This window comes from Brachybacterium sp. UNK5269 (assembly GCF_049266655.1).
Taxonomy (GTDB): domain Bacteria; phylum Actinomycetota; class Actinomycetes; order Actinomycetales; family Dermabacteraceae; genus Brachybacterium.
This window is the reverse complement of sequence record NZ_CP184883.1, coordinates 470,177-493,505: the sequence shown is the minus strand read 5'-3', so window position 1 is coordinate 493,505 and position 23,329 is coordinate 470,177. Positions and strand designations below refer to the sequence as shown.

At 70.0% G+C, this 23,329-nt stretch carries 23 protein-coding genes and 2 rRNA genes; 15 read left to right on the top strand and 10 right to left on the bottom strand.

Going from position 1 to position 23,329, the window contains the following annotated elements:
• Positions 1-22: 22 nt before the first annotated feature.
• The 5 genes from ACOJUI_RS02250 (at position 23) to ACOJUI_RS02230 (ending at position 4,068) form a co-directional block, all read left to right on the top strand.
• Positions 23-403 carry a RidA family protein gene (locus ACOJUI_RS02250; protein WP_422116488.1) on the top strand — a complete coding sequence of 127 codons (381 nt, stop codon included), beginning with the start codon at positions 23-25 and terminating at the stop codon, positions 401-403.
• Between the two features lie 128 nt (positions 404-531).
• The gene (locus ACOJUI_RS02245) at positions 532-1,770 is read left to right on the top strand and encodes a type III polyketide synthase (protein WP_422116487.1); all 1,239 of its coding nucleotides are present in this window, start codon (positions 532-534) and stop codon (positions 1,768-1,770) included.
• Positions 1,767-2,471, top strand: coding sequence for a class I SAM-dependent methyltransferase (locus ACOJUI_RS02240; RefSeq protein ID WP_422116486.1), 705 nt, complete (start codon positions 1,767-1,769; stop codon positions 2,469-2,471). The genes ACOJUI_RS02245 and ACOJUI_RS02240 overlap by 4 nt, the downstream gene beginning before the upstream one ends.
• 14 nt (positions 2,472-2,485) lie before the next feature.
• Positions 2,486-3,703 carry an FAD-dependent oxidoreductase gene (locus ACOJUI_RS02235; protein WP_422116485.1) on the top strand — a complete coding sequence of 406 codons (1,218 nt, stop codon included), beginning with the start codon at positions 2,486-2,488 and terminating at the stop codon, positions 3,701-3,703.
• Positions 3,704-3,891: 188 nt separating this feature from the next.
• A complete protein-coding gene (locus tag ACOJUI_RS02230; RefSeq protein WP_422116484.1) occupies positions 3,892-4,068 on the top strand; it encodes a hypothetical protein in 177 nt (58 codons plus the stop codon).
• Between the two features lie 314 nt (positions 4,069-4,382).
• On the opposite strand, the gene ACOJUI_RS02225 is transcribed toward ACOJUI_RS02230, so the two are convergent.
• The 4 genes from ACOJUI_RS02225 to ACOJUI_RS02210 form a co-directional block, all read right to left on the bottom strand.
• Positions 4,383-4,883 (bottom strand): hypothetical protein, encoded by a 501-nt coding sequence (locus ACOJUI_RS02225; protein WP_422116483.1) that lies wholly within the window; start codon positions 4,881-4,883, stop codon positions 4,383-4,385.
• Positions 4,884-4,988: 105 nt separating this feature from the next.
• Positions 4,989-5,777, bottom strand: a complete 789-nt coding sequence (locus ACOJUI_RS02220) for a VOC family protein (protein ID WP_422116482.1) — start codon at positions 5,775-5,777, stop codon at positions 4,989-4,991.
• A complete protein-coding gene (locus ACOJUI_RS02215) occupies positions 5,774-6,748 on the bottom strand; it encodes an NAD-dependent epimerase/dehydratase family protein (RefSeq protein ID WP_422116481.1) in 975 nt (324 codons plus the stop codon). Before ACOJUI_RS02215 ends, ACOJUI_RS02220 begins: the two co-directional genes overlap by 4 nt.
• Before the next feature lie 482 nt (positions 6,749-7,230).
• The gene (locus ACOJUI_RS02210) at positions 7,231-8,364 is read right to left on the bottom strand and encodes an NAD(P)/FAD-dependent oxidoreductase (RefSeq protein ID WP_422116480.1); all 1,134 of its coding nucleotides are present in this window, start codon (positions 8,362-8,364) and stop codon (positions 7,231-7,233) included.
• Positions 8,365-8,574: 210 nt separating this feature from the next.
• Between ACOJUI_RS02210 and ACOJUI_RS02205 the strand changes: the two genes are divergently transcribed.
• Positions 8,575-9,129, top strand: coding sequence for a DUF4282 domain-containing protein (locus ACOJUI_RS02205; protein ID WP_422116479.1), 555 nt, complete (start codon positions 8,575-8,577; stop codon positions 9,127-9,129).
• Positions 9,130-9,217: 88 nt separating this feature from the next.
• Here the strand turns inward: ACOJUI_RS02205 and ACOJUI_RS02200 are convergent, their stop codons facing one another.
• The 3 genes from ACOJUI_RS02200 to ACOJUI_RS02190 all read right to left on the bottom strand — a co-directional run bounded on the left by ACOJUI_RS02200 (position 9,218) and on the right by ACOJUI_RS02190 (position 11,179).
• Positions 9,218-10,057 (bottom strand): SDR family oxidoreductase, encoded by an 840-nt coding sequence (locus tag ACOJUI_RS02200; protein WP_422116478.1) that lies wholly within the window; start codon positions 10,055-10,057, stop codon positions 9,218-9,220.
• A 36-nt stretch (positions 10,058-10,093) separates the two neighbouring features.
• Positions 10,094-10,579 carry a MarR family winged helix-turn-helix transcriptional regulator gene (locus ACOJUI_RS02195; RefSeq protein WP_422116477.1) on the bottom strand — a complete coding sequence of 162 codons (486 nt, stop codon included), beginning with the start codon at positions 10,577-10,579 and terminating at the stop codon, positions 10,094-10,096.
• A 72-nt stretch (positions 10,580-10,651) separates the two neighbouring features.
• A complete protein-coding gene (locus ACOJUI_RS02190) occupies positions 10,652-11,179 on the bottom strand; it encodes a DUF421 domain-containing protein (RefSeq protein ID WP_422116476.1) in 528 nt (175 codons plus the stop codon).
• Positions 11,180-11,337: 158 nt separating this feature from the next.
• Here ACOJUI_RS02190 and ACOJUI_RS02185 point away from each other — a divergent pair, with 158 nt between their 5' ends.
• From ACOJUI_RS02185 to ACOJUI_RS02170, 4 genes are all read left to right on the top strand, one after another.
• Complete coding sequence (locus tag ACOJUI_RS02185) at positions 11,338-12,375, top strand: zinc-binding alcohol dehydrogenase family protein (RefSeq protein ID WP_422116475.1); 1,038 nt, start codon at positions 11,338-11,340, stop codon at positions 12,373-12,375.
• Between the two features lie 233 nt (positions 12,376-12,608).
• Complete coding sequence (locus ACOJUI_RS02180) at positions 12,609-13,487, top strand: ABC transporter ATP-binding protein (protein WP_422116474.1); 879 nt, start codon at positions 12,609-12,611, stop codon at positions 13,485-13,487.
• On the top strand, positions 13,484-14,173 hold the full coding sequence (locus tag ACOJUI_RS02175; protein ID WP_422116473.1) for a response regulator transcription factor: 690 nt from the start codon (positions 13,484-13,486) through the stop codon (positions 14,171-14,173). Before ACOJUI_RS02180 ends, ACOJUI_RS02175 begins: the two co-directional genes overlap by 4 nt.
• A gap of 35 nt (positions 14,174-14,208) precedes the next feature.
• The gene (locus ACOJUI_RS02170) at positions 14,209-14,499 is read left to right on the top strand and encodes a DUF3253 domain-containing protein (RefSeq protein WP_422116472.1); all 291 of its coding nucleotides are present in this window, start codon (positions 14,209-14,211) and stop codon (positions 14,497-14,499) included.
• Positions 14,500-14,675: 176 nt separating this feature from the next.
• Here the strand turns inward: ACOJUI_RS02170 and ACOJUI_RS02165 are convergent, their stop codons facing one another.
• Positions 14,676-15,473 carry an SDR family oxidoreductase gene (locus ACOJUI_RS02165; protein WP_422116471.1) on the bottom strand — a complete coding sequence of 266 codons (798 nt, stop codon included), beginning with the start codon at positions 15,471-15,473 and terminating at the stop codon, positions 14,676-14,678.
• 234 nt (positions 15,474-15,707) lie between these two features.
• On the opposite strand from ACOJUI_RS02165, the gene ACOJUI_RS02160 reads away from it, so the two are divergent.
• The 5 genes from ACOJUI_RS02160 to ACOJUI_RS02140 all read left to right on the top strand — a co-directional run bounded on the left by ACOJUI_RS02160 (position 15,708) and on the right by ACOJUI_RS02140 (position 19,500).
• Complete coding sequence (locus ACOJUI_RS02160) at positions 15,708-16,190, top strand: DUF4383 domain-containing protein (protein ID WP_422116470.1); 483 nt, start codon at positions 15,708-15,710, stop codon at positions 16,188-16,190.
• Between the two features lie 132 nt (positions 16,191-16,322).
• Positions 16,323-16,562, top strand: coding sequence for a hypothetical protein (locus tag ACOJUI_RS02155; protein ID WP_422116469.1), 240 nt, complete (start codon positions 16,323-16,325; stop codon positions 16,560-16,562).
• A 229-nt stretch (positions 16,563-16,791) separates the two neighbouring features.
• Entirely contained in the window at positions 16,792-17,223 is a 432-nt protein-coding gene (locus ACOJUI_RS02150) for an Hsp20/alpha crystallin family protein (protein ID WP_422116468.1), read from the top strand.
• Between the two features lie 493 nt (positions 17,224-17,716).
• Entirely contained in the window at positions 17,717-19,261 is a 1,545-nt protein-coding gene (locus ACOJUI_RS02145; protein ID WP_422116467.1) for an SDR family oxidoreductase, read from the top strand.
• Between the two features lie 32 nt (positions 19,262-19,293).
• A complete protein-coding gene (locus tag ACOJUI_RS02140) occupies positions 19,294-19,500 on the top strand; it encodes a hypothetical protein (RefSeq protein WP_422116466.1) in 207 nt (68 codons plus the stop codon).
• A gap of 192 nt (positions 19,501-19,692) precedes the next feature.
• Here ACOJUI_RS02140 and rrf read toward each other — a convergent pair.
• Both rrf and ACOJUI_RS02130 read right to left on the bottom strand, forming a co-directional pair.
• Positions 19,693-19,809 (bottom strand): 5S ribosomal RNA (gene rrf / locus ACOJUI_RS02135).
• Between the two features lie 123 nt (positions 19,810-19,932).
• Positions 19,933-23,000: ribosomal RNA gene (locus ACOJUI_RS02130) — 23S ribosomal RNA — on the bottom strand.
• Positions 23,001-23,329 lie beyond the last annotated feature (329 nt).

Sequence of the window (23,329 nt, the reverse complement as noted above, 5' to 3'; positions counted from 1 at the left end):
CACCCCCACCCCGAGGAGAACCATGACCCCCAAGGAAGCCGTCCACACCACCCGCGCCCCGCAGCCCGCGGGCCCCTACAGCCAGGCGATCGTGAGCGGCGACCTGCTGTTCACGGCCGGGTTCGGCCCGCAGGATCCGGCCACCGGCCAGGTCGCCGAGAGCGTCGGCGAGCAGACCCGGCAGGTGCTGCGGAACCTCCAGAACGTCCTCGCCGAGCGCGGCGCCACCCTCGACGACGCGCTGAAGACCACGGTCCACCTCGCGGACCTCGCCGATTTCGAGGAGTTCAACGCCGCCTACCGCGAGTTCTTCTCCGAGCCGTTCCCGGTGCGCACCACCGTCGGCTCCCAGCTCGCGAACATCCTGGTCGAGATCGACCTGGTGGCGAGGATCAGCGACTGAGGCGGCGGCTGACCTGCCCCGCACGTGAGTCGTCCGGCGGGGCTGGGGCGGATCGGCCCCGGCCCCGCCCAGACGACCGAACGGCCCACCGGCTTGCCCCTCCCTCGCCCCTGTCACCACAATGAACCATGACGGTCACCCTTCGCTCCCTGGAAACTGCAGTCCCCGCGACGGAGCTGGTCCAGTCGGAGGTGCGTGACGTCTTCGCCGCCCAGCCCGATCTGAGCCGCCTCGGGCAGCGCCTGGTCGCCACCTCGTTCAACGCCTCGGGCATCGAGCGCCGCTTCAGCGCGCTGACCGAATGGGACGGGCCCCCGGCCGAGGGCGAGCCGGTGTACTTCGAGGCCGGCACCGGCCGGTTCCTGAACCCCAGCACCGCTGCCCGCAACCGCATCTTCGTGCAGCAGGCCACCGAGCTGTACACCCGGGTGGCGGCCGCGGCCCTCGACGCCGCCGAGGGCATCTCCGCCGCCGACGTCACCCACGTCATCACGGTCTCCTGCACCGGCTTCTTCGCCCCCGGGCCGGACTACCGGATCGTGCGCGCGCTGGGCCTGAACCCGTCGGTGCAGCGCTACCACCTGGGCTTCATGGGCTGCTACGCGGCGTTCCCGGCGCTGCGCCAGGCCCAGACCATCTGCCGGGCGGACCCGGACGCGGTGGTGCTGGTGGCCACCGTCGAGCTGTGCACCCTGCACGTGCGCACCTCGAACGACCCCGACACCATCGTCGGCTCCTCGCTGTTCGCCGACGGTGCCGCCGCCGCGATCATCACCGGCCGGGATCTCCCCGCCAGCACGCCCCTGCTGCAGCTGGATCACTTCGAGACGGTGCTGACGCCCGTCGGCGAGGAGGCCATGGCCTGGAACATCGGCGACAACGGCTTCGAGATGGTGCTGGGCACCTACGTCCCCCACATCATCGACGAGCACATCACCGGCGCCCTGACCCCGCTGCTGGCCCGCGACCCGTCCCTGGAGCACCTGGCCTACCGCGACATCGAGCATTGGGCGATCCATCCCGGTGGTCGCAGCATCCTGGACAAGGTCGAGGCCAAGCTCGAGCTGCGCGAGGAGCAGCTGGTCCCCGCCCGCGAGGTGCTGCGGGACTACGGCAACATGTCCAGCGCGACCGTGATGTTCGTGCTGCAGAAGATCCTGCGCGCCGCGGCCCCCGGCAGCCGCGAGCGGGTCTGCTCCATGGCCTTCGGTCCGGGGCTGACGGTGGAGACGGCGCTGCTGACCACCATCGGGGCCCCCGTCACGGCCGACGCGCCGGCCGTGGCCGATGCACCGGCCGCGAGCGCCCCGCCCGCCGCTTCCGCCCAGCGCGCCGCGACCGCCGAGCCCGCCCTGACGCACCCGTGATCCTGCCCGACCTGGCCGAGCGGGACCGCACCACCGCGGAGCGGATGGATGACCCGCGCTGCGACCTGCACGAGCTCGAGCGCACCTACGCCCAGTTCCGCGTCATCAACGCGCTCGTGGCCGGGTGGCGGGCCACCTATCGCGAGCGCCTGCGACCTCATCTGCGCCGCGGCGAGGTGACCACGCTGCTGGACGTGGGCAGCGGGGGCGGGGACCTCGCCCGGGCGCTGGCCCGCTGGGCCCGCCGCGACGGCTTCGACCTGCGCGTCACCGGCATCGACCCCGATCCCCGGGCGCATGCCTGGGCCCGCCGACAGCCGCCGGTCGAGGGCGTGACCTTCCGCCGGGCGCTGTCCAGCGAGCTGGTGGCCGACGGGGAGCGCTTCGACCTGGTCGTCTCCAACCATCTGCTCCACCACCTCGACCCCGCGCAGCTGGGCGGCCTGCTCGCCGATTCCGAGCGCCTGGCCCGCACCGCCGTGGTGCACAGCGACATCCAGCGCGCCCGCACCGCCTATGCGCTGTTCTCCGCCGGGACCTGGCCGTTCTTCCGCGGCTCCTTCATCCGCGAGGACGGCCTGATCTCGATCCGTCGCAGCTTCACCGCCGCTGAGCTGCGTCAGGCGGTGCCGCACACCTGGACCGTGAGCGAGCTCGGGCCCTGGCGACTGCTGCTCACCCACGACGCCCCTCCCCCGTGACCCCGCCCGGTCCCATGCCGGAGGAGACCTGCGAGGTGCTGATCGTCGGCGGCGGGCCGACCGGCCTGCTCCTGGCCGCCCTGCTGGCCCAGCGCGGAGTGGACGTGCGCCTGGTGGAGCGCCGCAGCGCGCCCAGCACCCATTCCCGCGCGATCGGCCTGCACCCACCGGCGCTCGCGGCGCTGGAGGCGGTGGGCCTCGGGGAGGCCGCCGTGGCCGCCGGGGTGCCGATCCGCGGTGGGAGCGCCCGCAGCCGGGGCCGGGAGCTGGGCCGGCTGAGCTTCGAGCGGGTCTGGCCGGGCCGCCCCTTCGTGCTGTCCCTGCCGCAGAGCCGCACGGAGGAGCTGCTGGAGGAGCGGCTCGCCGCGCTGGCACCGGGGGCGATGCGGCGCGGCTGGGAGGTCACGGCCGTGCGAGAGACCCGCGAGGGCGCCTTGGTGACCGCTCGCTGCGCAACCGACGCCGCGCCGTCTCGGCTCCGCGCCCGCGTGGTGGTGGGCGCCGACGGGGCCCGCTCGCGGGTGCGGGACCTGCTCGGGGTGGGCACCACGGGCGGGCCGTATCCGGACGCCTACCTGATGGGCGACTTCGCGGACCCGACCGGCGCGGAGCACGACCGCGGCACCGTCCTCCACCTCGAACCCGACGGCATCATCGAGTCCTTCCCCCTGCCCGGCGGCCGACGCCGCTGGGTGGCGCACACCGGATCCGCGCCCCCACCCGTCGCCGACCCCGCCGACCTGACCGAGATCGTCCGCTCCCGTACTGGGGAGACGCCCGCGGCGGCCTCGGTCAGCATGATCAGCGGCTTCACGGTCCGCCGGCGCACCGCGCGGCGCCTGGTCACCGCGCGCTGCGTGCTGATCGGCGACGCGGCCCACGAGATCAGCCCCATCGGCGGCCAGGGCATCACGCTCGGCTGGCTGGACGCCCTCGATCTCGCGCCGCTGCTGCACCGGGCGGTCGCCGACGGCAGCTGCGAACCGCTGCCGGACCAGCTCGCCTGGCAGACCTTCGAGCGGACCTGCCGCCGTCGCGCCCGGGTCGCCGGCACCCTCGCCCACGTCAACATGGCACTCGGCCGCCCGCTGCCGGCACCGCTCCTGGCTCTCCGGGACCTCGCCGTGCGCGCCGCACTGCGCACCCCGGCGCGCCGGGCCATGGCGTGGGCGTACTCGATGGGGTGGGTGCGGAGCATGCCGTCATCTCCGCCGGGCCGTCCCGCCCACTAGCACCGACGCTGCGCTCTCGCCTGCCGCCTCCGGAGACACCACTTCCTCTCGAATTCACCATTGATGCTGCGCCGCTGCTTCGGAATTCAACAGTTGACGCATCCCCGGGACGGCACCTAGCGTCGATTGCGGAAAAGCATCCGCCGCACAGCAGCCCGCACCTGGTAGCTCTTCGAAGGAGAATTCCCATGAATACGTCCAGAGCAAAGATCGTCAACCGCCGCGTGCTGATGGCAGCCTGCGTGGCGGTGCCCGTGGCCAAAAAAAAAAAAAAAAAAAAAAAAAAAAAAAAAAAAAAAAAAAAAAAAAAAAAAAAAAAAAAAAAAAAAAGCACTGGGGGCGCTATAGCCGCTTCGGCACGATGAAGCACTCTCCACGGTAAGGATCATGATGACGACCCGGGAAACCCGCCGGCAACGATTCTGGCGCTCCCTCCAAGGAATAGTCGGGGGATTGTCGATCGCCCTGATGGGAATCGTCCTCGGCCTCACCGACATCACCCTCGGCCCGGTGCAGATCCCCTAGAGCCCGCTCTTCGGGACCCTGATCGCGATCGCGGGCCTGCTCTATGCCGCGTCGAAGGTGGCGGCGCTGCACCGGTCCCGGGACGTCGCCCGGACGCCCTGACCGCGCCGCACCCGGGACGCCGCGGCACCGGCGGCCTCGGCGGCTCGGCCGGTCACGCGAGCAGCTGGATCCCCTGCACCGCCGCCACCCCGGCGACGATGCACCAGGCGAGCGTCGCACCGCCGATCCACGCGAAGGCCGCTCGAGCGCTCACCCCGGTCGCCACCGCCATCAGTGCGGAGATCTGCGTGCCCACACCGAGCGGTCCCACCAGGGCCAGCAGCGGCAGACCGCCGCGCGCCATGATGGCCTCGATGCGCGCCTGGCGCTTCTGCGCTCTCGCGGCCCGCCGCGCCTCCGCCTCGGGATCGACCGTCGCCCCGGCCCGGGCGCGTCGGCGCCGCCTCCACGCGGACCATTTCTCCCTCAGCCACTCGCCGGCGAACGCCGCCAGGGCGACCGTGAGGAGATTGCCGGAGGCTCCGGCGAGGATCACGAGCACGGGCGGCAGGCCCGCGATGATCCCGGCGGGGATCACCACGATCGCCTCCAACCAGGGGGTGGCGCCTCCGGCGAACACGCCGAGCAGTCCCCAGAGCTCCACGGCGCTCATGCGAGGTTCGCTGCGGTCTGGGATTCGGTGAGCATCGCCGCCACTCTACGCATCGGCGGCTGCCGCGCCCGGCGGCGCTGTCCCGGGTGCGCGCGGGGCTTGCCCTCAAGCGGTGACGGTCGCGGAGAGCAGAGCCGGGCGGTCCAGCAGCTCGAAGCGGATGCCGTCCGGGTCCAGGACGACCGCGCGCCGACCGCTCCCCTCCGCACCGTCGGCCTCGACCCGGCCGGCGAGTCCCCGCCGGGCGAGCTCGGCGAGCGCCTCGCCGACGTCGGCCACCCTCAGCGCGACGGACGGGAACACGCCGGTCTGACTCTCGGGTTTGGCGGCCATGAGCCCGACCGCGTCCGCTCCCAGGCCGAGATAGCGGCGTGCGAAGCCGTCATCGACATCGGCCGTCGCGAGCGGGCCGAGCCCGATGACGTCGGTGAGGAACGCCGCGGTGGCATCCGGGTCCGGGGTGGCGAGGGCGTAGTGGTCGAGGTCGGCGACGAGGCGGTCGCTGCGGGGCGGCCGCCGCAGGTCGAGGTCGCGCTCGAGCAGCTCGACCCGGGCGTCCCCGACATGAACAAAAGAGATCCGGCCGACCCCGGTGCCGGCGGGCTTGGGAGCCACGGCCTCGGTCGCGCCGGCCTCGAGCAGGCGCGCGAAGTCGCGGTCGAGATCGTCCGTCAGGAACGCCAGATGGTCGATGCCCGGAGTGAAGTCCTCACCGGGATCCGGGGTGCAGATGTACTCCACCAGTCCCCCGCCGAGCTGGAGGTAGACGATCCGGGTCTCGGCGCCGGGGATCGTCCGGTCGAAGACGATCTGCGCGTCGAGCGCTGCATGGAAGGCGAGCGTTCGCTCCATGTCGCGGTTGCGGATCCCGACGTGGTTGAGCTCGTAGATCATGCGGCCTCCAGCGCGGCGTCGTCGGCGTGGCCGTCGGCCTCGGTCCACGGCTCCTCCGGCGGGTGGGCGAGGTGCCAGCGCACGGACTCGTGCACCCGCAGGGCCGGGTCGATCGGCGACCATCCCAGCAGCTCCTCGGCGCGCACCACGGAGGTGAGCAGGTGCTGTGGCAGCGCCCCGGTGAGCCCCAGCTCCTCGGGCAGGGCGTGCTCGGGGACCTGCACCAGCTCGAGGTCGGCGTCTGCGGCCCGGATGATCTGATGGAGCCATTCGAGGACCGGCGCCGTGGTCCGTTCGCCCAGGTTGATCGCCAACCCGTCGGCGGCGCGGGTGTCCAGGGCGGCGAGCACGCCGGTGGCGATGTCGTCGACGTGGGCGCGGCTGAGCAGCAGGTTCCCCGCGCCGACCGGCATCTGTCGGCGTCCGGCGCGGATCCGACGCAGCACGATGTCCTCGCGGCGCTGCTGATCGTGCGGCCCGAACACCATCGGCAGCCGGAGGACGACGGCGCGCCGCTCCAGCCAGCGCTCCTCGACATCGAGCTTCTCGTAGTCGGCCATGCCCGGGCGTCCGCTACTGCGGTGCGGGTACCGGTCCCGGCGCAGCTCGGCGTCCTCGGTGAGGGGCACCGGCGACTCGTACCGGCCCGTGTTCAGCCCGGCGAACGCCTGGTACACGTCCTGACTGGACAGGACCACGGTCGGCACCTCGGGCAGCACCGGCAGGACGGCGGTGACGTCGGCGGCGGTCAGCGCATAGGTGTCGACGACCGCGTCGGCATCGAAGTCCCGGATCGCCCCGGCCTGCTCGTGCAGGGCGTGCCGATCGGCGTGGAGGTGGCGCACCGGCACCCACGCCGCCGGCTCGTGCTGCCCGCGGTGCACGACCAGGACGTCGTCGCCGCGCTCGTGGAGCTTTTCGACGATCCGACGTCCGATGAACGTGGTGCCGCCGAGGACGATCGTTCTCATCTGACGATCCTCGCGCAGATCCGCGCCGAGGGCCAGACCCCGGCCGCAGCGCCCATCGGCGATGCACGCGCGGGGGGCGCGCCGACGGAGGGTCCGCCGGTTCGCCGGCGCCGAACGAGCCAGTCCCTCCGCTCGAGCAAGCGCCTGGAACGAGCCGGGCGGATCTCGGCCGCGGCGGTGGGCAAACGTTGCGCCGCGGACGACGGTTCGTTCCCAAAAGTCATGTACATGATGTACATCATGTACACCTGATTTTGGAAGAGCACCGCCGCTGCGCGCTCGACGTGCGCGAACTCGGGTGCAGCCTCGAGCCCGTTCGACGCCCGACGCGCCACGCGCGACGCACCACGCACCACGCCGGACGCCCGACGCCCCCAGGGCCGACGCCCGACGCCCGACGCCCGACGCCCGACGCCCGACGCCCGACGCCCGACGCCCGACGCCCGACGCCCCCAGGGCCGACGCCCGACGCCCGAACCGTCCTACACCGACCGGCTCGCCGCGCCGCCGAAACGCCCCGGCCGGAACGCGGACAGCAGCTCCTGCGGACTGCCCATCACCTCGCGGGCCAGGAGCTCCCCGGCCACCAGGGCGAGGGTCGCCCCGCTATGGGTGAAGGCGACGAAGTACCCGTCGATGCCGTCCACCTCGCCGAGGACGGGTTCCCCGTCCCCGGGGATCGGCTTCGGCCCGATCCCGACCGAGGCCGCGCGCAGCGCCGGACGCCCGGGCAGCAGGCGGCGGACCTCCTCGAGCAGCTCCTGCACGACGGGGTCGGGCAGGCGATAGCCGGTCCCCGGGTCCCCGTCGACGTGGGCGGCGGCCCAGTCCCGGTCCAGCACGAGATTTCCGCCCACGTTCGGGCGCACCGCGACGCGCGGCGCGTTCACCACCACGTGCAGGCCGTGGTCGACGGGCTCGGTGCGCACCAGCGCGGCCATCGAGGTCTGATCCGGCATCTCGAGGCCCGCTTCGCGCAGCATCGGGGGCACCGCCGGACCGGTGGCGAGGACCACCGCGTCGGCCGCGATCCGCGCACCGTCGGCGAAGGAGACCCCGGTAACCCGGCCGTTCTCGACCTCGACGCGTGCCGCGCCGGCGTGCTCCCGAGCGACGCCGCCGGCCGCCACGAAGTCCTCCAGCAGCGCGCCGATCAGGGAGCCCAGGTCCACCCAGCCGTCCTCCGGGGTGAAGAGCACCTGGTCCGGCAGGGCGGCACGGTCCACGCCGAGACCGCGCCGCTCCACCTCGGCCGGGGTCAGCAGCTCGGCGCCGTATCCCACCGCCGTCAGGTGCTCGTGCAGCTCCTCCACCGCGCCGCCGTCCTCCCCCGGCCAGAAGAGGTTGCCGGTGAACTGCAGGTACGCCGAGCTGTCGTGGCGGCTCGCGAACTGCCGGTACCGCCGCATGCCCTCGACCCGCAGGGCGTGGTAGGCCGGGGAGTGCTGATGGGAGGAGTTCAGCCACGACAGCGACCTGCCCGAGGCGCCGTCCGCGAACGCGCCCTGCGTCACCAGCGCCACCTCGGCGCCGCCCTGCCGGGCGAGGTGAGCGGCCGTGGACACGCCCAGAGCGCCACCGCCGATCACCACCACGCGCATCTCCGACTCACTCATCGCGTCTGTCTCCTCGTCCCTCGGCGCTGTTGCCGCTGCGGTGCGCTCCTGGCCCGTCCAGGGTGCCATCGGGCGGCGCCGATCGGGACGGGAACCGGGGAACCCGGCGGCGTCGAGCACGCCCCGGTGACCTCGAGGACGTTCCCCGCGGGACAATGGGGGCTCATCAGTCCCGCACTGCCATCGACCGAGAGGACCGTGAATCGCGCCATGTCCCACCCACACGACGGGGACCGCTCCGCCATGCCGAACCCCGAGCAGAACGGCCCCGCCGACCAGCCCTGGGCCCAGCCCCAGCAGCCTGCGCCGACGTACGGCGGGGAGCCGGGAGCGGGCTACGGCGCCGCGCCGGGCGGTCCTCCGTCCGGGCAGCAGCCCGCCGCAGGCACCTCCTGGACCCCGGCGACCCCGCCGAAGAAGGAGGCGGGCTTCTTCCGCGCGATGGTCGACTTCAAATTCCAGCACTTCATCACGGTGCGGTTCTCGTCGTTCCTCTACATCGTGGCGTTCCTGGTCGCCGCGCTGCTGTGGCTGAGCCAGATCATCAGCGGCATCGTCTTCGGCGCCGCCCTCGGCAATCTCAACTCCGCCTTCTACGAGGAGCCGAGCTTCAACGCCGTGCCCCTGCTGCTGGCGATCCTCTTCGGCTGGATCCCCTCGGTCATCGCGCTGATCCTGATGCGGCTGGGGCTCGAGTTCGCCGTCGCGACCGTCCGCACGGCGCAGAACACGACGAAGCTCGCCGAGGCCGCCGCCGGGCGCTGACCGCCGGCGCGTCCGTGCCGCACCCGCCCGACCCCACGCAGGAGGGGCCCGATCATCGATCGGGCCCCTCCTGCCGATGTGGCGGGGCTCAGCCCCGCAGGCCCGCCCCGATGCTCGCGAAGGTCCCGGCCATCGCCTCGTCGTTCCAGGACCAGACGTCGTCGCCGCGCAGCACCACGTCGGCGCCGCCGTCGCAGTAGATGGTCTGGCCCGCGCGGTGGGTGTTCTCCACCGACGCCAGCCACAGCAGCAGGTGCGCGATGCTCTCGGGGCCCTGGTGGGAGTTCAGGGGCATCGGCACGTAGGCGTCGGTCATCGCCCGCCCCTGCTCGCTGGCCAGCAGATCCTTGGTCATCGCGGTGACCACGGTGCCGGGGGCGACCGCGTTCAGCGGGATGCCGGCACCGGCCCAGCGCTCGGTCGGCGCCTCGCGGCGCACCCAGCGGGAGATGGCGCGCTTCGAGGAGGGGTAGATGACGTTGGCGGTGCGGGGATCCTCGGCGAGCTCGGTCGCGATCTGCAGCGCACGCTCCTCGTCACCGTCCAGCAGCGCGTCCACCAGGGGCGGGGCGACCGGCTGCATCGAGGCCATGGAGGAGACCAGCGCGGCCCGGGGCGCCTCGGCGCGGGCGAGCGCCGGCTGCAGGGCCTCGAGGAACTCCGTCATGCCGAAGAAGTTCACCGAGGCGGTGAGCGGCTTCGGGAGCGACAGGCCGGCGCAGGCGATCACCGCGTCGACGGTGCCGCCGGCCAGGCGGGTCGCCTCCGCGGCGGCGGCGCGGCGGCCCTCGCGGGTGGACAGGTCACCGGAGACGTCGACGCCCTGGAGGTCGACGCCGATCACGGTGTCGCCGCGGTCGGTGAGGAGCTGGGCGGTGGCGCGGCCGATGCCGGAGGCAGCTCCGGTGATGACGAAGGTTCGAGACATGGTGGTCCTTCCGAGGGGGCGGCGCAGCCCGCGGGTTCAGTCCGCGGGGGTCTGAGCGGTGGGGTCCGGCCCGGTCAGCAGGCCGTCGGTGAAGCGGGTGAGCAGCGCGGCCAGGGTGCGCACCTCGGCCTCGTCCCAGCCGGCGGTGGCACCGCCCAGCAGGGCGACGCCGGCCGTGAAGAGCTGCTCGTAGGTGCGGCGTCCGTCGTCGGTCAGCGTGATCCGCGCCGCGCGGCGATCGCCCGGATCGGGCGTGCGCTCGACGAGTCCGGCCTCGGTGAGGCGCGCCAGCAGCTTCGAGGTGGAGGGCCGGGAGAGGTGGAGGTCGTCGGCGATGTCGCTGGGGCGGGCGGAGCCGCCGGCGATGCCGAGCCCGTAGAGCGCGCGCACCGCGGCGGGGTCCAGCGAGACCCCGCACTCGGCGGTGATCCGGCGCTGGAAGTCGAGCGAGGACCACTGGGACATCAGCCGCGTCAGGGCGCGCAGGGTCGCGCGATGCAGCTCCTGCTCGGGCGGTTCCATGTCCGCACCCTACGCCGTCATGGTTGCTTGAGGCAATTACATGGAGGGGGATCGCGACCGGACGCGCCCGACTCAGCCGAAGAACGGCTTGTCGGGCTCCTCGGGCTCGTCCGGCGCGCCCTCGCGACGGATGATGCTGATCATGCCGTTGGGCTCCATGAAGGCGCGCGCCACCTGCTCGGGGTTCTCGATGCCGTGCAGACGCAGCTGGGAGGCGACCTCCTCCTCGGACATCAGCTCCCGCCGCAGGGTGCGGCGGTTCAGCTCGCCGTCCTTGATCAGGGGCCGGGGTCTGGCCTTGACGAGTCCGGCGAAGCGGGGCCAGCGATAGGCCAGCGCATCCACCGCGAGGCTCCAGAACAGGATGGTGCCCACCAGCAGCATCCCGTCGACGAGGGACTCGGCAGAACCGGTCAGGCCGGCGCTCGCGGCGTCGGCCACCAGCACCACCACCAGGACGTCGGTCAGTCCCAGCCCTCCCGCCTCGCGCTGGCCCACCAGTCGCATCAGCAGCAGGAGCACCAGGTAGGTGATCGTGCCCCGGATGATCTGCTCGAGGACCGGCGCGCTGAACGTGAACATGTCGACCCAGTCGGGCACGTGCTCCCCCTTGCGGTCATGCGCCGACGGCGCGGAACGAGCGATGCCCCGATGCTAGGTGCGGTGCGTCCGACGACCCGCCCGTGCGGCGGGCACGGCCTCCCGGGCCGGGTCGGCGCACTACGGTGAGGACCGTGAGCACAGCGACGAGGCAGACGATGAGGTCCATCCAGGTCCGGTCACCCGGTGAGGTCGCGGTCGTGGAGGTCCCGATCCCCCGGCCCGGCCCGGGCGAAGCGCTGCTGCGCGTCCTCTACGCCGGGATCTGCGGCTCGGACCTCCAGACCTTCCGCGGCACGCAGCCGTTCGCGACGTATCCCCGGGTGCCCGGCCACGAGTTCTCCGCCCGGATCGTCGAGATCGCCGGCGATCCCGGCGGGTTCTCGATCGGCGACGTGGTCACCGGGGTGCCCTACTTCCAGGACGGCACCTGCCCTGCCTGCCGACGCGGACTGATCAACGCCTGCGAGCACAACGAGACCATGGGCGTGCACCGCGACGGGGCCTTCCAGGAGTTCCTCACGATGCCGGTCGACCGGCTGCACGCGGCCGATGGCGTGGACCCGCAGGACCTCGCCCTCGTCGAACCGTTCTCGATCGGGCACCACGCGACCCGGCGCGCCGAGGTGGGCCCCGGCGACCGGGTGCTGGTGCTCGGCGCCGGGGCGATCGGGCTGCTGACGATGCTCTCGGCCCTCAGCCGCGGCGCCACCGTGAGCATCGCCGACATCGTCGAGCGGCGTCTTGCGTTGGCCCGCGGCCTCGGCGCCCAGGCCACCTTCGACCTGTCCGCCACCACCATCCCCGAGGCGGTCAGCGCCGCCACGGACGGGGACGGCTTCGACGTGGTGTGCGAGGCGACCGGGCTGCCGGTCTCCTTCCACAACGCCATCGAGGCCGCACGGGTGGGCGGGCGCATGGTGCTGATCGGCAACGGGACCCGCGAGGTCACCTTCAACCAGTCGGCGCTGATCAAGAAGGAGCTGGACGTGTTCGGCTCCCGGAACAGCCGGGACGTGTTCGCCCCGCTCATCGAGATGCTGCAGCGCGGCGAGGTGGACGTCTCCCCGATCCGGACCCGCACCGTCCCGCTGGCCGGCGCCGCGGCCGCCCTGGAGGCTGCCGCAGCCGGCGCGACCGACGAGGTCAAGGTGCTGATTGAGTTCTCGAGCCCGACGGCCGCGCCCCTGCCCTGAGCTCGGCCATCGGCACGGGACGGCTGCGGCGCGGTAGGAGCCGGCGCCGGAGGGCGCCCCAGCGCACGCGCGCATGGCCCACTCCGGCCAGCGAAGCCCCAGCCCACTCGCCCCCCCCGGTCCGCCGCCCATGTGGACCTGGGTACTAGTGCCCTCCGAGGATGCAGAACCGCAGGCCGATGCGCCGCCATATGACCGCCCCGTAACGTCGGGATCCGACGAGAGGTGATCCCATGATCGAAGTGCAGGACCTGACCAAACGCTATGGCCAGAAGGTGGCGGTCGACGGCATCAGTTTCACGGTCGAGCCCGGCCGGGTGACCGGCTTCCTCGGCCCCAACGGGGCCGGGAAGTCGACGACGATGCGGATGATGGTGGGGCTGGACCGTCCCACCAGCGGCACGGCGCAGGTCAACGGGAGGACGTACCGCGACCTCTCCGCACCCCTGCACGAGGTCGGGGCGCTGCTGGATGCGCGCGCCGCCCACCGCGGCCGCACCGCGTACAAGCACCTGCTGGCCATCGCCGCGACCCACCGGATCAGCACCGCCCGCGTCCATGAGGTCATCGAGCTGGCCGGGCTGGAATCGGTGGCGAACAAGTGCGTCGGCGGCTTCTCGCTCGGGATGGGCCAGCGCCTCGGCATCGCCACCGCGCTGCTCGGCGACCCGCAGACGGTCATCCTCGACGAGCCGATCAACGGGCTGGACCCCGAGGGCATCCTCTGGATCCGCGCCCTGCTGCGGCAGCTTGCGGCGGAGGGCCGTACGGTGATGCTCTCCTCCCACCTGATGGGCGAGATGACCCAGACCGCTGATCACCTGATCGTCATCGGCCGCGGGGCGATCCTGGCCGACGGCCCGATGCACGAGGTCATCGCCGCGGCCACCACCGCGGTGGTCCGCGTCCGCACCCGGGAGGTGGGGAAGCTGATCAGCGCGATCGGCGGCCCCGAGGTCACCGTCGCGACCCTGCCGGACGGCGCCGTCGAGATCACGGGGCTGACCAGCGAGCAGGTGGCCGAGGCCGCAGCGGCGGCCGGCGTGATCCTGCACGAGCTCACGTCCCTCGAGGGTGGGGTCGTGGTGCGCCTTCCCGTGGAGGAACGATGAGCGAGCAGACCGCTGCGGCGGACCGCATCCGGGTGCTGCTGGTCGACGACCAGGAGCTCATCCGGTACGGCCTGCGCCTGGTGCTGGAGGCGGAGGACGACATCGACGTCGTCGATGAGGCCTCCGACGGCGCCGAGGCGCTGCGCGCGGCGCGGCGGCTCTCCCCCGACGTGGTGCTCATGGATGTGCGGATGGCCGGCATGGACGGCATCGAGGCGACCCGGCAGATGACGCGGGCGCTCCCGGGCACCCGGGTGCTGGTGCTGACCACCTACGACCGCGACGAGTTCGCCTTCGGCGCCCTGCAGGCCGGCGCGGCCGGCTTCCTGCTGAAGAACACCCGGCCCGCCGACCTGGTGGCCGCGGTGCGCACCGTGATGTCCGGGGACGCGGTGGTCTCGCCGCGGATCACGGCCAAGCTGATCGAGGTCGCGGTGCCGCACCTGGGCGGACCCGAGCCCCGGGAGTCGGAGGACGGGCTGGCCGCACTGTCCGAGCGGGAACGCGAGGTGTTCGTGCTGGTGGGGCGCGGCCTGACGAACACCGAGATCGCCGAGACCCTGCATCTGAGCGAATCCACCGTCAAGGCGCACTTCGGCCGGATCCTGGTCAAGCTCGACCTCGGCAACCGGGTGCAGGCAGTCATCCGCGCCTACGAGCTGGGCGTCGTCGGGGCGGATCGGTGACCGTGGCCGTCCGACGGATCCGGCACACTGACGCCATGCACGAGACCTCCCCCGCCCCCTCCGCGCCCTCCGGTCGCGAGCTCGAGGACACGATCCTCGAGCTGCTCGCGCAGCGGGACCCGTCGGCCACGATCTGTCCCTCCGAGGCCGCCCGGGCCGTCGGCGGGCCGCAGTGGCGGGAGCTGATGGACGAGGTCCGGGCCGCAGCGCGCCGGCTCGAGGCCGCCGGCGCCGTGGACATCATGCAGCGCGGCGAGGTGGTCGACCCCGCGGCGGCGCGGGGTCCGCTGCGGATCCGCCGACGACCGGCCGACGAGACGCGCTGACCGCAGCGCTCCGCGCGACGCCAGGGGCCGACGACTCCAGGGGCCGGCAGGCCGGGGGGCGCGCGGCCCGACGGGCGGGCAGCCCACGGCGCGGGCCGCCGCCGGGGTGGGCAGCACGACGCCGGCGGCGGCCCCGGCACGAGGGCCGGAGCACCGCCGCCGCGCGGCCGGGCAGGTCAGGGGCGCCGCCAGGAGTCGTCCGCCACGGCGGAGGCACCCTGCGGACCCATCTGCAGCATCCCGCCGTCCACGACGAACGACGCGCCGGTGACGTAGGAGGCCTGCGGGGAGGCGAGGAAGGCGATCACCGCGGCGACCTCGCGGGCGTCGCCGGGACGACCCAGCGGGACCCCGGGCCGCGGCTCCTCGCGCGGATCCTGATCGGTCTGTCCGGTCATCGGCGTCGCGATCTCGCCGGGGGCGACGGCGTTGGCGGTGATGCCGTACTCGCCGAGCTCGATGGCGATGGTCTTCAGCAGCCCACCGAAGCCGTGCTTGGCGGCGTCGTAGGCCACGGAGCCGACCTTCGGCTGGTGCTCGTGCACGCTGGTCACCCCGATCAGGCGCCCGCCGTTGCCGGCCTCGACCATGTGTCGGGCCGCGGCCTGCAGGCACACGAAGGCGCCGTCGAGGTCGACCGCCATCACATCGCGCCAGGTCTCCAGCGGCGTCTCGAGGAACAGCGTGCTGTGGCCGGAGCCGGAGTTCTGCACGAACACGTCGAGCCCGCCGAGCCGGCCCACGAGGTCATCGACCACCGCGCCGGCGCCGGTCAGATCCGAGGTGTCGAGGTGGGCGACCACTGCCTCGCGTCCGTGGGAGCGGACCTCGGCAGCAGTGTCCTCGGCGCCCTGCTCATCGGTGTTGTAGGTGATGCCGACGTCCATGCCGGCCTGGGCCAGGGCCACGGCGGTGGCCCTGCCGATCCCGGAGTCGGAGCCGACGACGATGGCGCGGGTGGGTGCGAAAGACATGGTGCCTCCTGAGTCGTGAGGGGATGCGGGCTCGCGTTTCGACGCTTCCACGCGGCCGCGACGACTTCAAGGGATCGGACCGGTCGGGAGGTCGGCGGGCTGCGGGAACCGGGCCACCCCCGTCGGAGGCCGCCGGCCGGGAGCCGATCCGATCGGTCGGAGCCCTTGGACGGGCCGCGGCCCCGACGTAGCGTGTGAGCCACGACACGTCCCGCAGCGCTCGGAGGTTCACCGATGAACATGCAGGATCCGCACACCAGCTCCCAGCACGTGAAGGATTCGCCGGTGCGCCTGGCGGCCCTCGTCTACGGGATCGCCTTCCTGCTGGTCGGGCTCGCCGGCTTCATCCCCGGGGTCACCACGGGCTTCGAGTCGCTCCACGTCGGCGGTCACCAGTCCGAGGCCCTGCTGCTGGGGCTCTTCCAGGTCTCCGTGCTGCACAACTCGGTCCATCTGCTGTTCGGGGTGGTGGGACTGGCCCTGGCGATGGCGAGCTGGCCGACACCGGCGCGGATGTTCCTCCTCATCGGCGGGATCCTCTACCTGATGCTATGGGTCTACGGCCTGGTCATCGACAAGGACTCCCCCGCCAACTTCGTGCCGCTGAACGCCGCCGACGACTGGCTGCACTTCGTCCTCGGGCTCACCATGGTGGGCCTGTCCTTCCTGCCGTCCTACAAGAAGAGCGTCGTCCGCACTCCGGCTCGCCGCTCCTGACCACGCGCCCGTCGGTGCGCCGCACCAGCGGCCGCGCCATCCACCGCTTCGCCGACGACGCCCGTGCGGATCGCCGGCGGAGCGTCCCGCATCCCGTCATCGCTCGCCCGTCACCCCTACCGAGGAGCACCCATGATCAGCATGCTCAAGGAGGTCGGACTGACGTCGAACCACATGTACGCCGCCGGCTTCGCCTCGATCGGACTGACCGTCGCGGCGTGGGCGGTGTCCGCCATGAAGTCCAGCGACTCGCGCGACCAGGCCGACCGCTGGGGCCTGTTCGTCGGCGAATGGGCACCAACCTTCTTCGCCATCGGCATCGCCCTCAAGCTCGAGGAGCAGGGCAGCCCGCTCAGCCTCGGCAAGCACTGACCCGGCATCGCGCCGTCGGCGGCGGAGGGACCCGTCCGGGACCCTCCGCCGCCGCTTCGTGTGCCCGGACCTCAACCACCCTCGACCCCGCCCGCGGTCGACCTTTCCGCTCTCAGCGAACACGATCTGGCACTCTCCTGCTCCGAGTGCTAACGTGATCGACAGTTGAGTCGAACCGACTCATAGTGGATGGCCGCCGAGATGGCGGCCCTGCGCGGAAGGAGATGCGATGGCAACCTTTGACCCGCTCCGCGACCTGGAGCACTTCACCACGTCCTTCTTCGATGCCGGACGTCGCGGCCCGCGACAGATGCCGATGGATCTGTACCGCGTGGGCGACCAGTACGTCCTCGCCGCCGATCTGCCGGGCATCGACCCCGGCTCCGTGGACATCGACGTCGACGGTCAGCTCCTGACGATCCGTGCCGAGCGCACTCTCGTCTCCGACGAGAACGCGACCTGGATCGCCCGGGAGCGCACCGGAGGCAGCTTCCTGCGTCAGCTCACGCTGGGGCAGGGCCTGGACACCGAGAGGATCACCGCCAGCTACGACAACGGCGTGCTCAGCGTGACCATCCCGATCAGCGAGAAGGCGAAGCCTCGCAAGATCGAGATCACCACGGCGAACGAGCCGACCTCGATCGAGTCCTCCGTCAGCTGATCGACCGCAGCGGGCCCGGGCGCACTGCCCGGGCCCGCCGTTCTCTTCGCCCCGGGGGGGGATGTGCGTCGTCGGCCGGCCCGCGGTGACGAACCCGGGGGAATGCGCGGAGTCCCCCGAGCGCGGGTGACGAACTCGGGGAAATGCGGCACCCCATCGCCCCACTGCGTCACCCGCGGTTCCGGCTCCCGCCGAGGCGACGCACCGAGCGAGGGCCGTGCCACGACCCATTCGATGCCCCCTGGTCCGCACCGACCTCGTCCTGGACGCGATCGAGCTCATCGCGACCGGCTGCCCGACTTCGCAGTTCCCCCGGTGCCCCGAGCCGGATCGCGGCGCGCCCGTCGCGCTCAGCCTCCGGGCCCGCCCGTGACGGGGTGCTAGGGTCGCATTACGTAGACGGGCTAACAATGTGGGAGCACTCGATGACGACCGTTCTGACCGCCGCCCGGATCCTCCCGGCGCCGCTCCACCCCGCGAACGGCCGGGACGCATGAGCTCCGCCGACGGCACTGGGCCGCAGCGCATCACCGACGAAGCCCGACCTCGCCCGCGCGTCCTGGTCACCGGCGCCACCGGATACATCGGCGGCCGCCTGATCCCGGCCCTGCTGGCCGCCGGCCTCCCCGTGCGGGCCATGGCCCGCCACGCCGACCGGCTCGACGGACGCCCCTGGCGCGATGACGTCGAGGTCGTCGAAGCCGATGTGCAGGACCGCGACAGCCTCGAGCAGGCGCTCACGGGCGTCGATGTCGCCTACTACCTGATCCACATGATGGGAGGCGGCCGGAGCTTCGCCGATCGGGACCGCGCCGGCGCCCAGGCCTTCGCCGCCGCCGCCGAGCGCGCCGGCGTGCGGCGCATCGTCTACCTCGGCGGCATCCACCCCGAGAACGAGACGCTCTCCACCCATATGGCGTCCCGCCAGGAGGTCGGCGAGATCCTGCTGGCCGGCGCCGTCCCCACCGTGGTGCTGCGCGCCGCGGTCATCCTCGGCTCCGGCAGCGCTTCCTTCGAGGTGATGCGCTACCTCGCGGAGCGGCTCCCGGTGATGGTCGCGCCCCGCTGGATCAGCAATCGCATCCAGCCGATCGCCGTGCGGGACGTGCTGCACTACCTCGTCGGTGCCGCCCTGCTCGAGGGAGAGCACAACCGCACCCTCGACATCGCCGGGCCGGACGTGCTCACCTACGCGGAACTCCTGCAGGCCTACGCACGGGCGGCCGGGCTGCGACGGCGACGCATCCAGCCCGTCCCCGTCCTCACCCCGCGCCTGGCCAGTCATTGGATCGGGCTGGTCACGCCCGTTCCGACGGGCATCGCCCAGCCCCTTGTCGAATCGCTGATCCACGAGTCCGTCGCCAGCGATGACAGTGTCCGGGGCCTCATCCCCGATCCCGACGGGGGCCTCACCGGTGTGGACCGGGCGATCGAGCTCGCCCTGACCCGCATCCGGAACCTCGATGTCGAGACGGCCTGGCACTCTGCGAGTCCTGCCGGTGCGCCGTCGGCTCCACTGGCCGAGGATCCCGACTGGTCCGGCGGCATCACCCGCGGTGACACCCGCAGCCGCCATGTCGATGCCTCCCCTGCCACCCTGTGGTCGGTCATCGAGGGCATCGGCGGGAAGAACGGCTGGTACTCCTGGCGGCTGGGCTGGGTGGCCCGCGGCCTGATGGACCGCCTCGTGGGCGGCCCCGGGCTGCGCCGCGGCCGACGCCATCCGCACCGTCTCACTGTGGGCGAAGCCCTGGACTGGTGGCGGGTGGAGCGCCTGGAGCCCGGGCGGCTGCTGCGATTGCGGGCCGAGATGCGGGTGCCGGGTCGGGCATGGCTCGAGCTGCGGGTCGAATCGGCCGACGACGGCGGCGCGGTGCTGCACCAGCGTGCCGTCTACCATCCGCGCGGCCTCCTGGGTGATCTGTACTGGTGGGCCGTCTGGCCATTCCATGGCATCGTCTTCGGCGGCATGCAGCGCAATATCGCGCGCGCGGCCGAGACTGCCGCCGCCCGCGGAGGCACGAGCAGCGTCTCGTAGGCAGCGCGCTCCCGCGCGCCTACGCTGTCGGGATGCTCTTCATCGCCAGCATCGACACGAAGGTCCGCACCCTCGGTGAGGGCCTGACCCGAGAGTGCCCGCACTGCCACAACACCGCACCGTGGCACCGAATGCGCTCGTTCCGACAGTGCACGCTGTTCTTCGTGCTCCCGGTCCTGCGCTGGGGCCGGCGACAGTACGAGACCTGCGGGATCTGCGGGGCGACTGCCGACGTGTGAGCGTCGACCACGGGCTAGCCGCCTCCGCGCTGCCCGCCGCACCCTTGGCCCTGCACCGATGACCCGGGAGGGCACAGCGGCAGCGCCGGCCCCCACCGCGCTGCGGTGTTCGGGCACGAAAAAAAGGGAGTGGAGGAAGCGAACCCACCCATAAAAAGGGGGCTCAAGCATTCCTCCACTCCCAGTGAAGATGTCCGGCGGCGACCTACTCTCCCACACCCTCCCGAGTGCAGTACCATCGGCGCGATCGAGCTTAGCTTCCGGGTTCGGAATGGAACCGGGCGTTTCCTCGACGCTATGACCGCCGTAACACAACGAGACCACCAGCCCCACCAAACACCACACCCCACACAAGAGGGGCGTAGTGTTCCCGGAGTTGTTCCTCGAGAACCACACAGTGGACGCAAACACTCGCAAACAAGAAAAACGTGTTGTAGTAAGTCATCGGCCATTAGTACCAGTCAGCTCCACACATTGCTGTGCTTCCACATCTGGCCTATCAACCCAGTCATCTACTGGGGGCCTCCCACACCCGAAGGTGTACGGATATCTCATCTCGAAGCAGGCTTCCCGCTTAGATGCTTTCAGCGGTTATCCCTTCCCGACGTAGCCAACCAGCCATGCTCTTGGCAGAACAACTGGCACACCAGAGGTCAGTCCATCCCGGTCCTCTCGTACTAGGGACAGGACTTCTCAAATATCCAACGCGCGCAGCGGATAGGGACCGAACTGTCTCACGACGTTCTAAACCCAGCTCGCGTACCGCTTTAATGGGCGAACAGCCCAACCCTTGGGACCAACTCCAGCCCCAGGATGCGACGAGCCGACATCGAGGTGCCAAACCATGCCGTCGATATGAGCTCTTGGGCAAGATCAGCCTGTTATCCCCGGGGTACCTTTTATCCGTTGAGCGACACCCATTCCACAATGAGGTGCCGGATCACTAGTTCCTGCTTTCGCACCTGCCCGACATGTCTGTCTCGCAGTCAAGCTCCCTTGTGCACTTACACTCAACACCTGATTGCCAACCAGGCTGAGGGAACCTTTGAGCGCCTCCGTTACTCTTTAGGAGGCAACCGCCCCAGTTAAACTACCCATCAGACACTGTCCCTGATCCGGATCACGGACCGAGGTTAGGAATCCAGAACGACCAGAGTGGTATTTCAACAATGACTCCACACTCACTGGCGTGAATGCTTCCCAGTCTCCCACCTATCCTACACAAGCCGTCCCGAACACCAATATCAAACTATAGTAAAGGTCCCGGGGTCTTTCCGTCCTGCTGCGCGTAACGAGCATCTTTACTCGTAATGCAATTTCGCCGAGTTCGCGGTTGAGACAGTGGAGAAGTCGTTACGCCATTCGTGCAGGTCGGAACTTACCCGACAAGGAATTTCGCTACCTTAGGATGGTTATAGTTACCACCGCCGTTTACTGGGGCTTAAATTCTCAGCTTCGGACCCCGAAGGGTCCTAACCGGTCCTCTTAACCTTCCAGCACCGGGCAGGCGTCAGTCCGTATACAGCGTCTTACGACTTCGCACGGACCTGTGTTTTTAGTAAACAGTCGCTTCTCCCTGGTCTCTGCGGCCCTTAGAGCTCTCACTCCTCGGGCCCCCCTTCTCCCGAAGTTACGGGGGCATTTTGCCGAGTTCCTTAACCACGATTCTCTCGAACGCCTCGGTATTCTCTACCTGATCACCTGAGTCGGTTTAGGGTACGGGCGACCGTAATTGTCACGCCGGAACTTTTCTTGGCAGTACAGGATCACTCACCTACGCCCATACGGGATCCCCATCACGTCTGACCCTTAGTGGCCCCAGCATTACCCGGGGCCGGGCTGCACGCTTAGACGGACTATTCCATTAAGTCCGCGGAAGCTACCTCTCTGCGTCATTCCTCGCGCTGACCTACTACAACCTTGGTTCCCAGCCACACCAACCTCCACACCCCGAAGGGCATGGGGCAAGCGCAGGTGGTTAGCATCAGCTGCCTCGGTATGGGTCCTCCTACGATCGGTTCGGGAATATCAACCCGATGTCCATCGACTACGCCTGTCGGCCTCGCCTTAGGTCCCGACTAACCCAGGGCGGATAAACCTGGCCCTGGAACCCTTGATCAATCGGCGGACGGGTTTCTCACCCGTCTTTCGCTACTCATGCCTGCATTCTCACTCGTGCAGCCTCCACCACTGGGTTCCCCCGCGGCTTCGCTGGCTGCACGACGCTCCCCTACCCATCCAGGACATAATCCTGAATGACACAGCTTCGGCGGTGTGCTTGAGCCCCGCTAAATTGTCGGCGCAGAATCACTTGACCAGTGAGCTATTACGCACTCTTTCAAGGGTGGCTGCTTCTAAGCCAACCTCCTGGTTGTCTCAGCAACTCCACATCCTTTTCCACTTAGCACACGCTTAGGGGCCTTAGCTGATGTTCTGGGCTGTTTCCCTCTCGACTATGAAGCTTATCCCCCACAGTCTCACTGCTGCGCTCTCACGTACCGGCATTCGGAGTTTGGCTAAGGTCAGTAACCCGGTGGGGCCCATCGCCTATCCAGTGCTCTACCTCCGGCACGAAACACGCAACGCTGCACCTAAATGCATTTCGGGGAGAACCAGCTATCACGAAGTTTGATTGGCCTTTCACCCCTATCCACAGGTCATCCCCTCCATTTTCAACTGAAGTGGGTTCGCGCCTCCACGCGGTCTTACCCGCGCTTCACACTGCCCATGGATAGATCACTTCGCTTCGGGTCTAGAGCCGGCGACTGAACGCCCCGTTCAGACTCGCTTTCGCTACGGCTACCCCACACGGGTTAACCTCGCCACCGACCACTAACTCGCAGGCTCATTCTTCAAAAGGCACGCCGTCACCCCTAAAGGCTCCGACGGATTGTAAGCACACGGTTTCAGGTACTATTTCACTCCCCTCCCGGGGTGCTTTTCACCTTTCCCTCACGGTACTTGTCCGCTATCGGTCAAGAGGTAGTATTCAGGCTTACCAGGTGGTCCTGGCAGATTCACACCGGATTTCACGGGCCCGGTGCTACTCGGGAACAGCGTCACGCCGCACAGCAGTTTCGTCTACGGGGGTCACACCCTCTACGCCGTCGCACTCACCACGACTTCGACTACCACTGCACGTCCACGTCGATGAGCCGGCAGACCCATCCGACACGTCCCACAACCCCCAACCTGCAACCCCTGCCGGGTATCACACAGACCAGGTTTAGCCTCTTCCGCTTTCGCTCGCCACTACTCACGGAATCACTGTTGTTTTCTCTTCCTGCGGGTACTGAGATGTTTCACTTCCCCGCGTTCCCTCCACACCACCTATACATTCAGTGGCGGGTACCGCGACATGACTCGCGGTGGGTTTCCCCATTCGGACATCCTCGGATCACAGCTCTGTTGTCAACTCCCCGAGGCTTTTCGCAGACTCACACGTCCTTCGTCGGCTCCTCTTGCCAAGGCATCCACCGTGTGCCCTTTAAAACTTACGGCAACACACAAAAACGCTCAAAGCGCTCTTCAAAATTGCTTACAAGATGCTCGCGTCCACTATGTAGTTCTCAAGAAACAACCCCACACCCACCCCGCACGCGCCAAGCGCCCACGAAGAAGGGGAGGAACCAGCCACACACCCCACACCCCCAACTACTCCACAGAGCAATCAGGGGTCATGGGGCTGCGTGCAGCCTCACAACCCAATAGCGTGTCTCCACCTCAAACCAGAACGACCCTGAACCTTTCCACACCCCAAAGGGTTGTACTCGATCGCCGGCCGGCTGATGAAGTGCCGATTCGTTGATGTTCCACCCGTGAGCAACCA

Excerpts from the sequence above, each read along its gene's own strand:
- ACOJUI_RS02170 (WP_422116472.1), top strand. The coding sequence starts at position 14,209 with ATGCACGAGACCTCCCCCGCCCCCTCCGCGCCCTCCGGTCGCGAGCTC.
- ACOJUI_RS02195 (WP_422116477.1), bottom strand. The coding sequence starts at position 10,579 with ATGGAACCGCCCGAGCAGGAGCTGCATCGCGCGACCCTGCGCGCCCTG.
- ACOJUI_RS02205 (WP_422116479.1), top strand. The coding sequence starts at position 8,575 with ATGTCCCACCCACACGACGGGGACCGCTCCGCCATGCCGAACCCCGAG.
- ACOJUI_RS02200 (WP_422116478.1), bottom strand. The coding sequence starts at position 10,057 with ATGTCTCGAACCTTCGTCATCACCGGAGCTGCCTCCGGCATCGGCCGC.
- ACOJUI_RS02145 (WP_422116467.1), top strand. The coding sequence starts at position 17,717 with ATGAGCTCCGCCGACGGCACTGGGCCGCAGCGCATCACCGACGAAGCC.
- ACOJUI_RS02220 (WP_422116482.1), bottom strand. The coding sequence starts at position 5,777 with ATGATCTACGAGCTCAACCACGTCGGGATCCGCAACCGCGACATGGAG.
- ACOJUI_RS02155 (WP_422116469.1), top strand. The coding sequence starts at position 16,323 with ATGATCAGCATGCTCAAGGAGGTCGGACTGACGTCGAACCACATGTAC.
- ACOJUI_RS02175 (WP_422116473.1), top strand. The coding sequence starts at position 13,484 with ATGAGCGAGCAGACCGCTGCGGCGGACCGCATCCGGGTGCTGCTGGTC.
- ACOJUI_RS02165 (WP_422116471.1), bottom strand. The coding sequence starts at position 15,473 with ATGTCTTTCGCACCCACCCGCGCCATCGTCGTCGGCTCCGACTCCGGG.
- ACOJUI_RS02210 (WP_422116480.1), bottom strand. The coding sequence starts at position 8,364 with ATGAGTGAGTCGGAGATGCGCGTGGTGGTGATCGGCGGTGGCGCTCTG.
- ACOJUI_RS02235 (WP_422116485.1), top strand. The coding sequence starts at position 2,486 with ATGCCGGAGGAGACCTGCGAGGTGCTGATCGTCGGCGGCGGGCCGACC.
- ACOJUI_RS02225 (WP_422116483.1), bottom strand. The coding sequence starts at position 4,883 with ATGAGCGCCGTGGAGCTCTGGGGACTGCTCGGCGTGTTCGCCGGAGGC.
- ACOJUI_RS02160 (WP_422116470.1), top strand. The coding sequence starts at position 15,708 with ATGAACATGCAGGATCCGCACACCAGCTCCCAGCACGTGAAGGATTCG.
- ACOJUI_RS02180 (WP_422116474.1), top strand. The coding sequence starts at position 12,609 with ATGATCGAAGTGCAGGACCTGACCAAACGCTATGGCCAGAAGGTGGCG.
- ACOJUI_RS02140 (WP_422116466.1), top strand. The coding sequence starts at position 19,294 with ATGCTCTTCATCGCCAGCATCGACACGAAGGTCCGCACCCTCGGTGAG.
- ACOJUI_RS02250 (WP_422116488.1), top strand. The coding sequence starts at position 23 with ATGACCCCCAAGGAAGCCGTCCACACCACCCGCGCCCCGCAGCCCGCG.
- ACOJUI_RS02185 (WP_422116475.1), top strand. The coding sequence starts at position 11,338 with ATGAGGTCCATCCAGGTCCGGTCACCCGGTGAGGTCGCGGTCGTGGAG.
- ACOJUI_RS02230 (WP_422116484.1), top strand. The coding sequence starts at position 3,892 with ATGAATACGTCCAGAGCAAAGATCGTCAACCGCCGCGTGCTGATGGCA.
- ACOJUI_RS02150 (WP_422116468.1), top strand. The coding sequence starts at position 16,792 with ATGGCAACCTTTGACCCGCTCCGCGACCTGGAGCACTTCACCACGTCC.
- ACOJUI_RS02245 (WP_422116487.1), top strand. The coding sequence starts at position 532 with ATGACGGTCACCCTTCGCTCCCTGGAAACTGCAGTCCCCGCGACGGAG.
- ACOJUI_RS02215 (WP_422116481.1), bottom strand. The coding sequence starts at position 6,748 with ATGAGAACGATCGTCCTCGGCGGCACCACGTTCATCGGACGTCGGATC.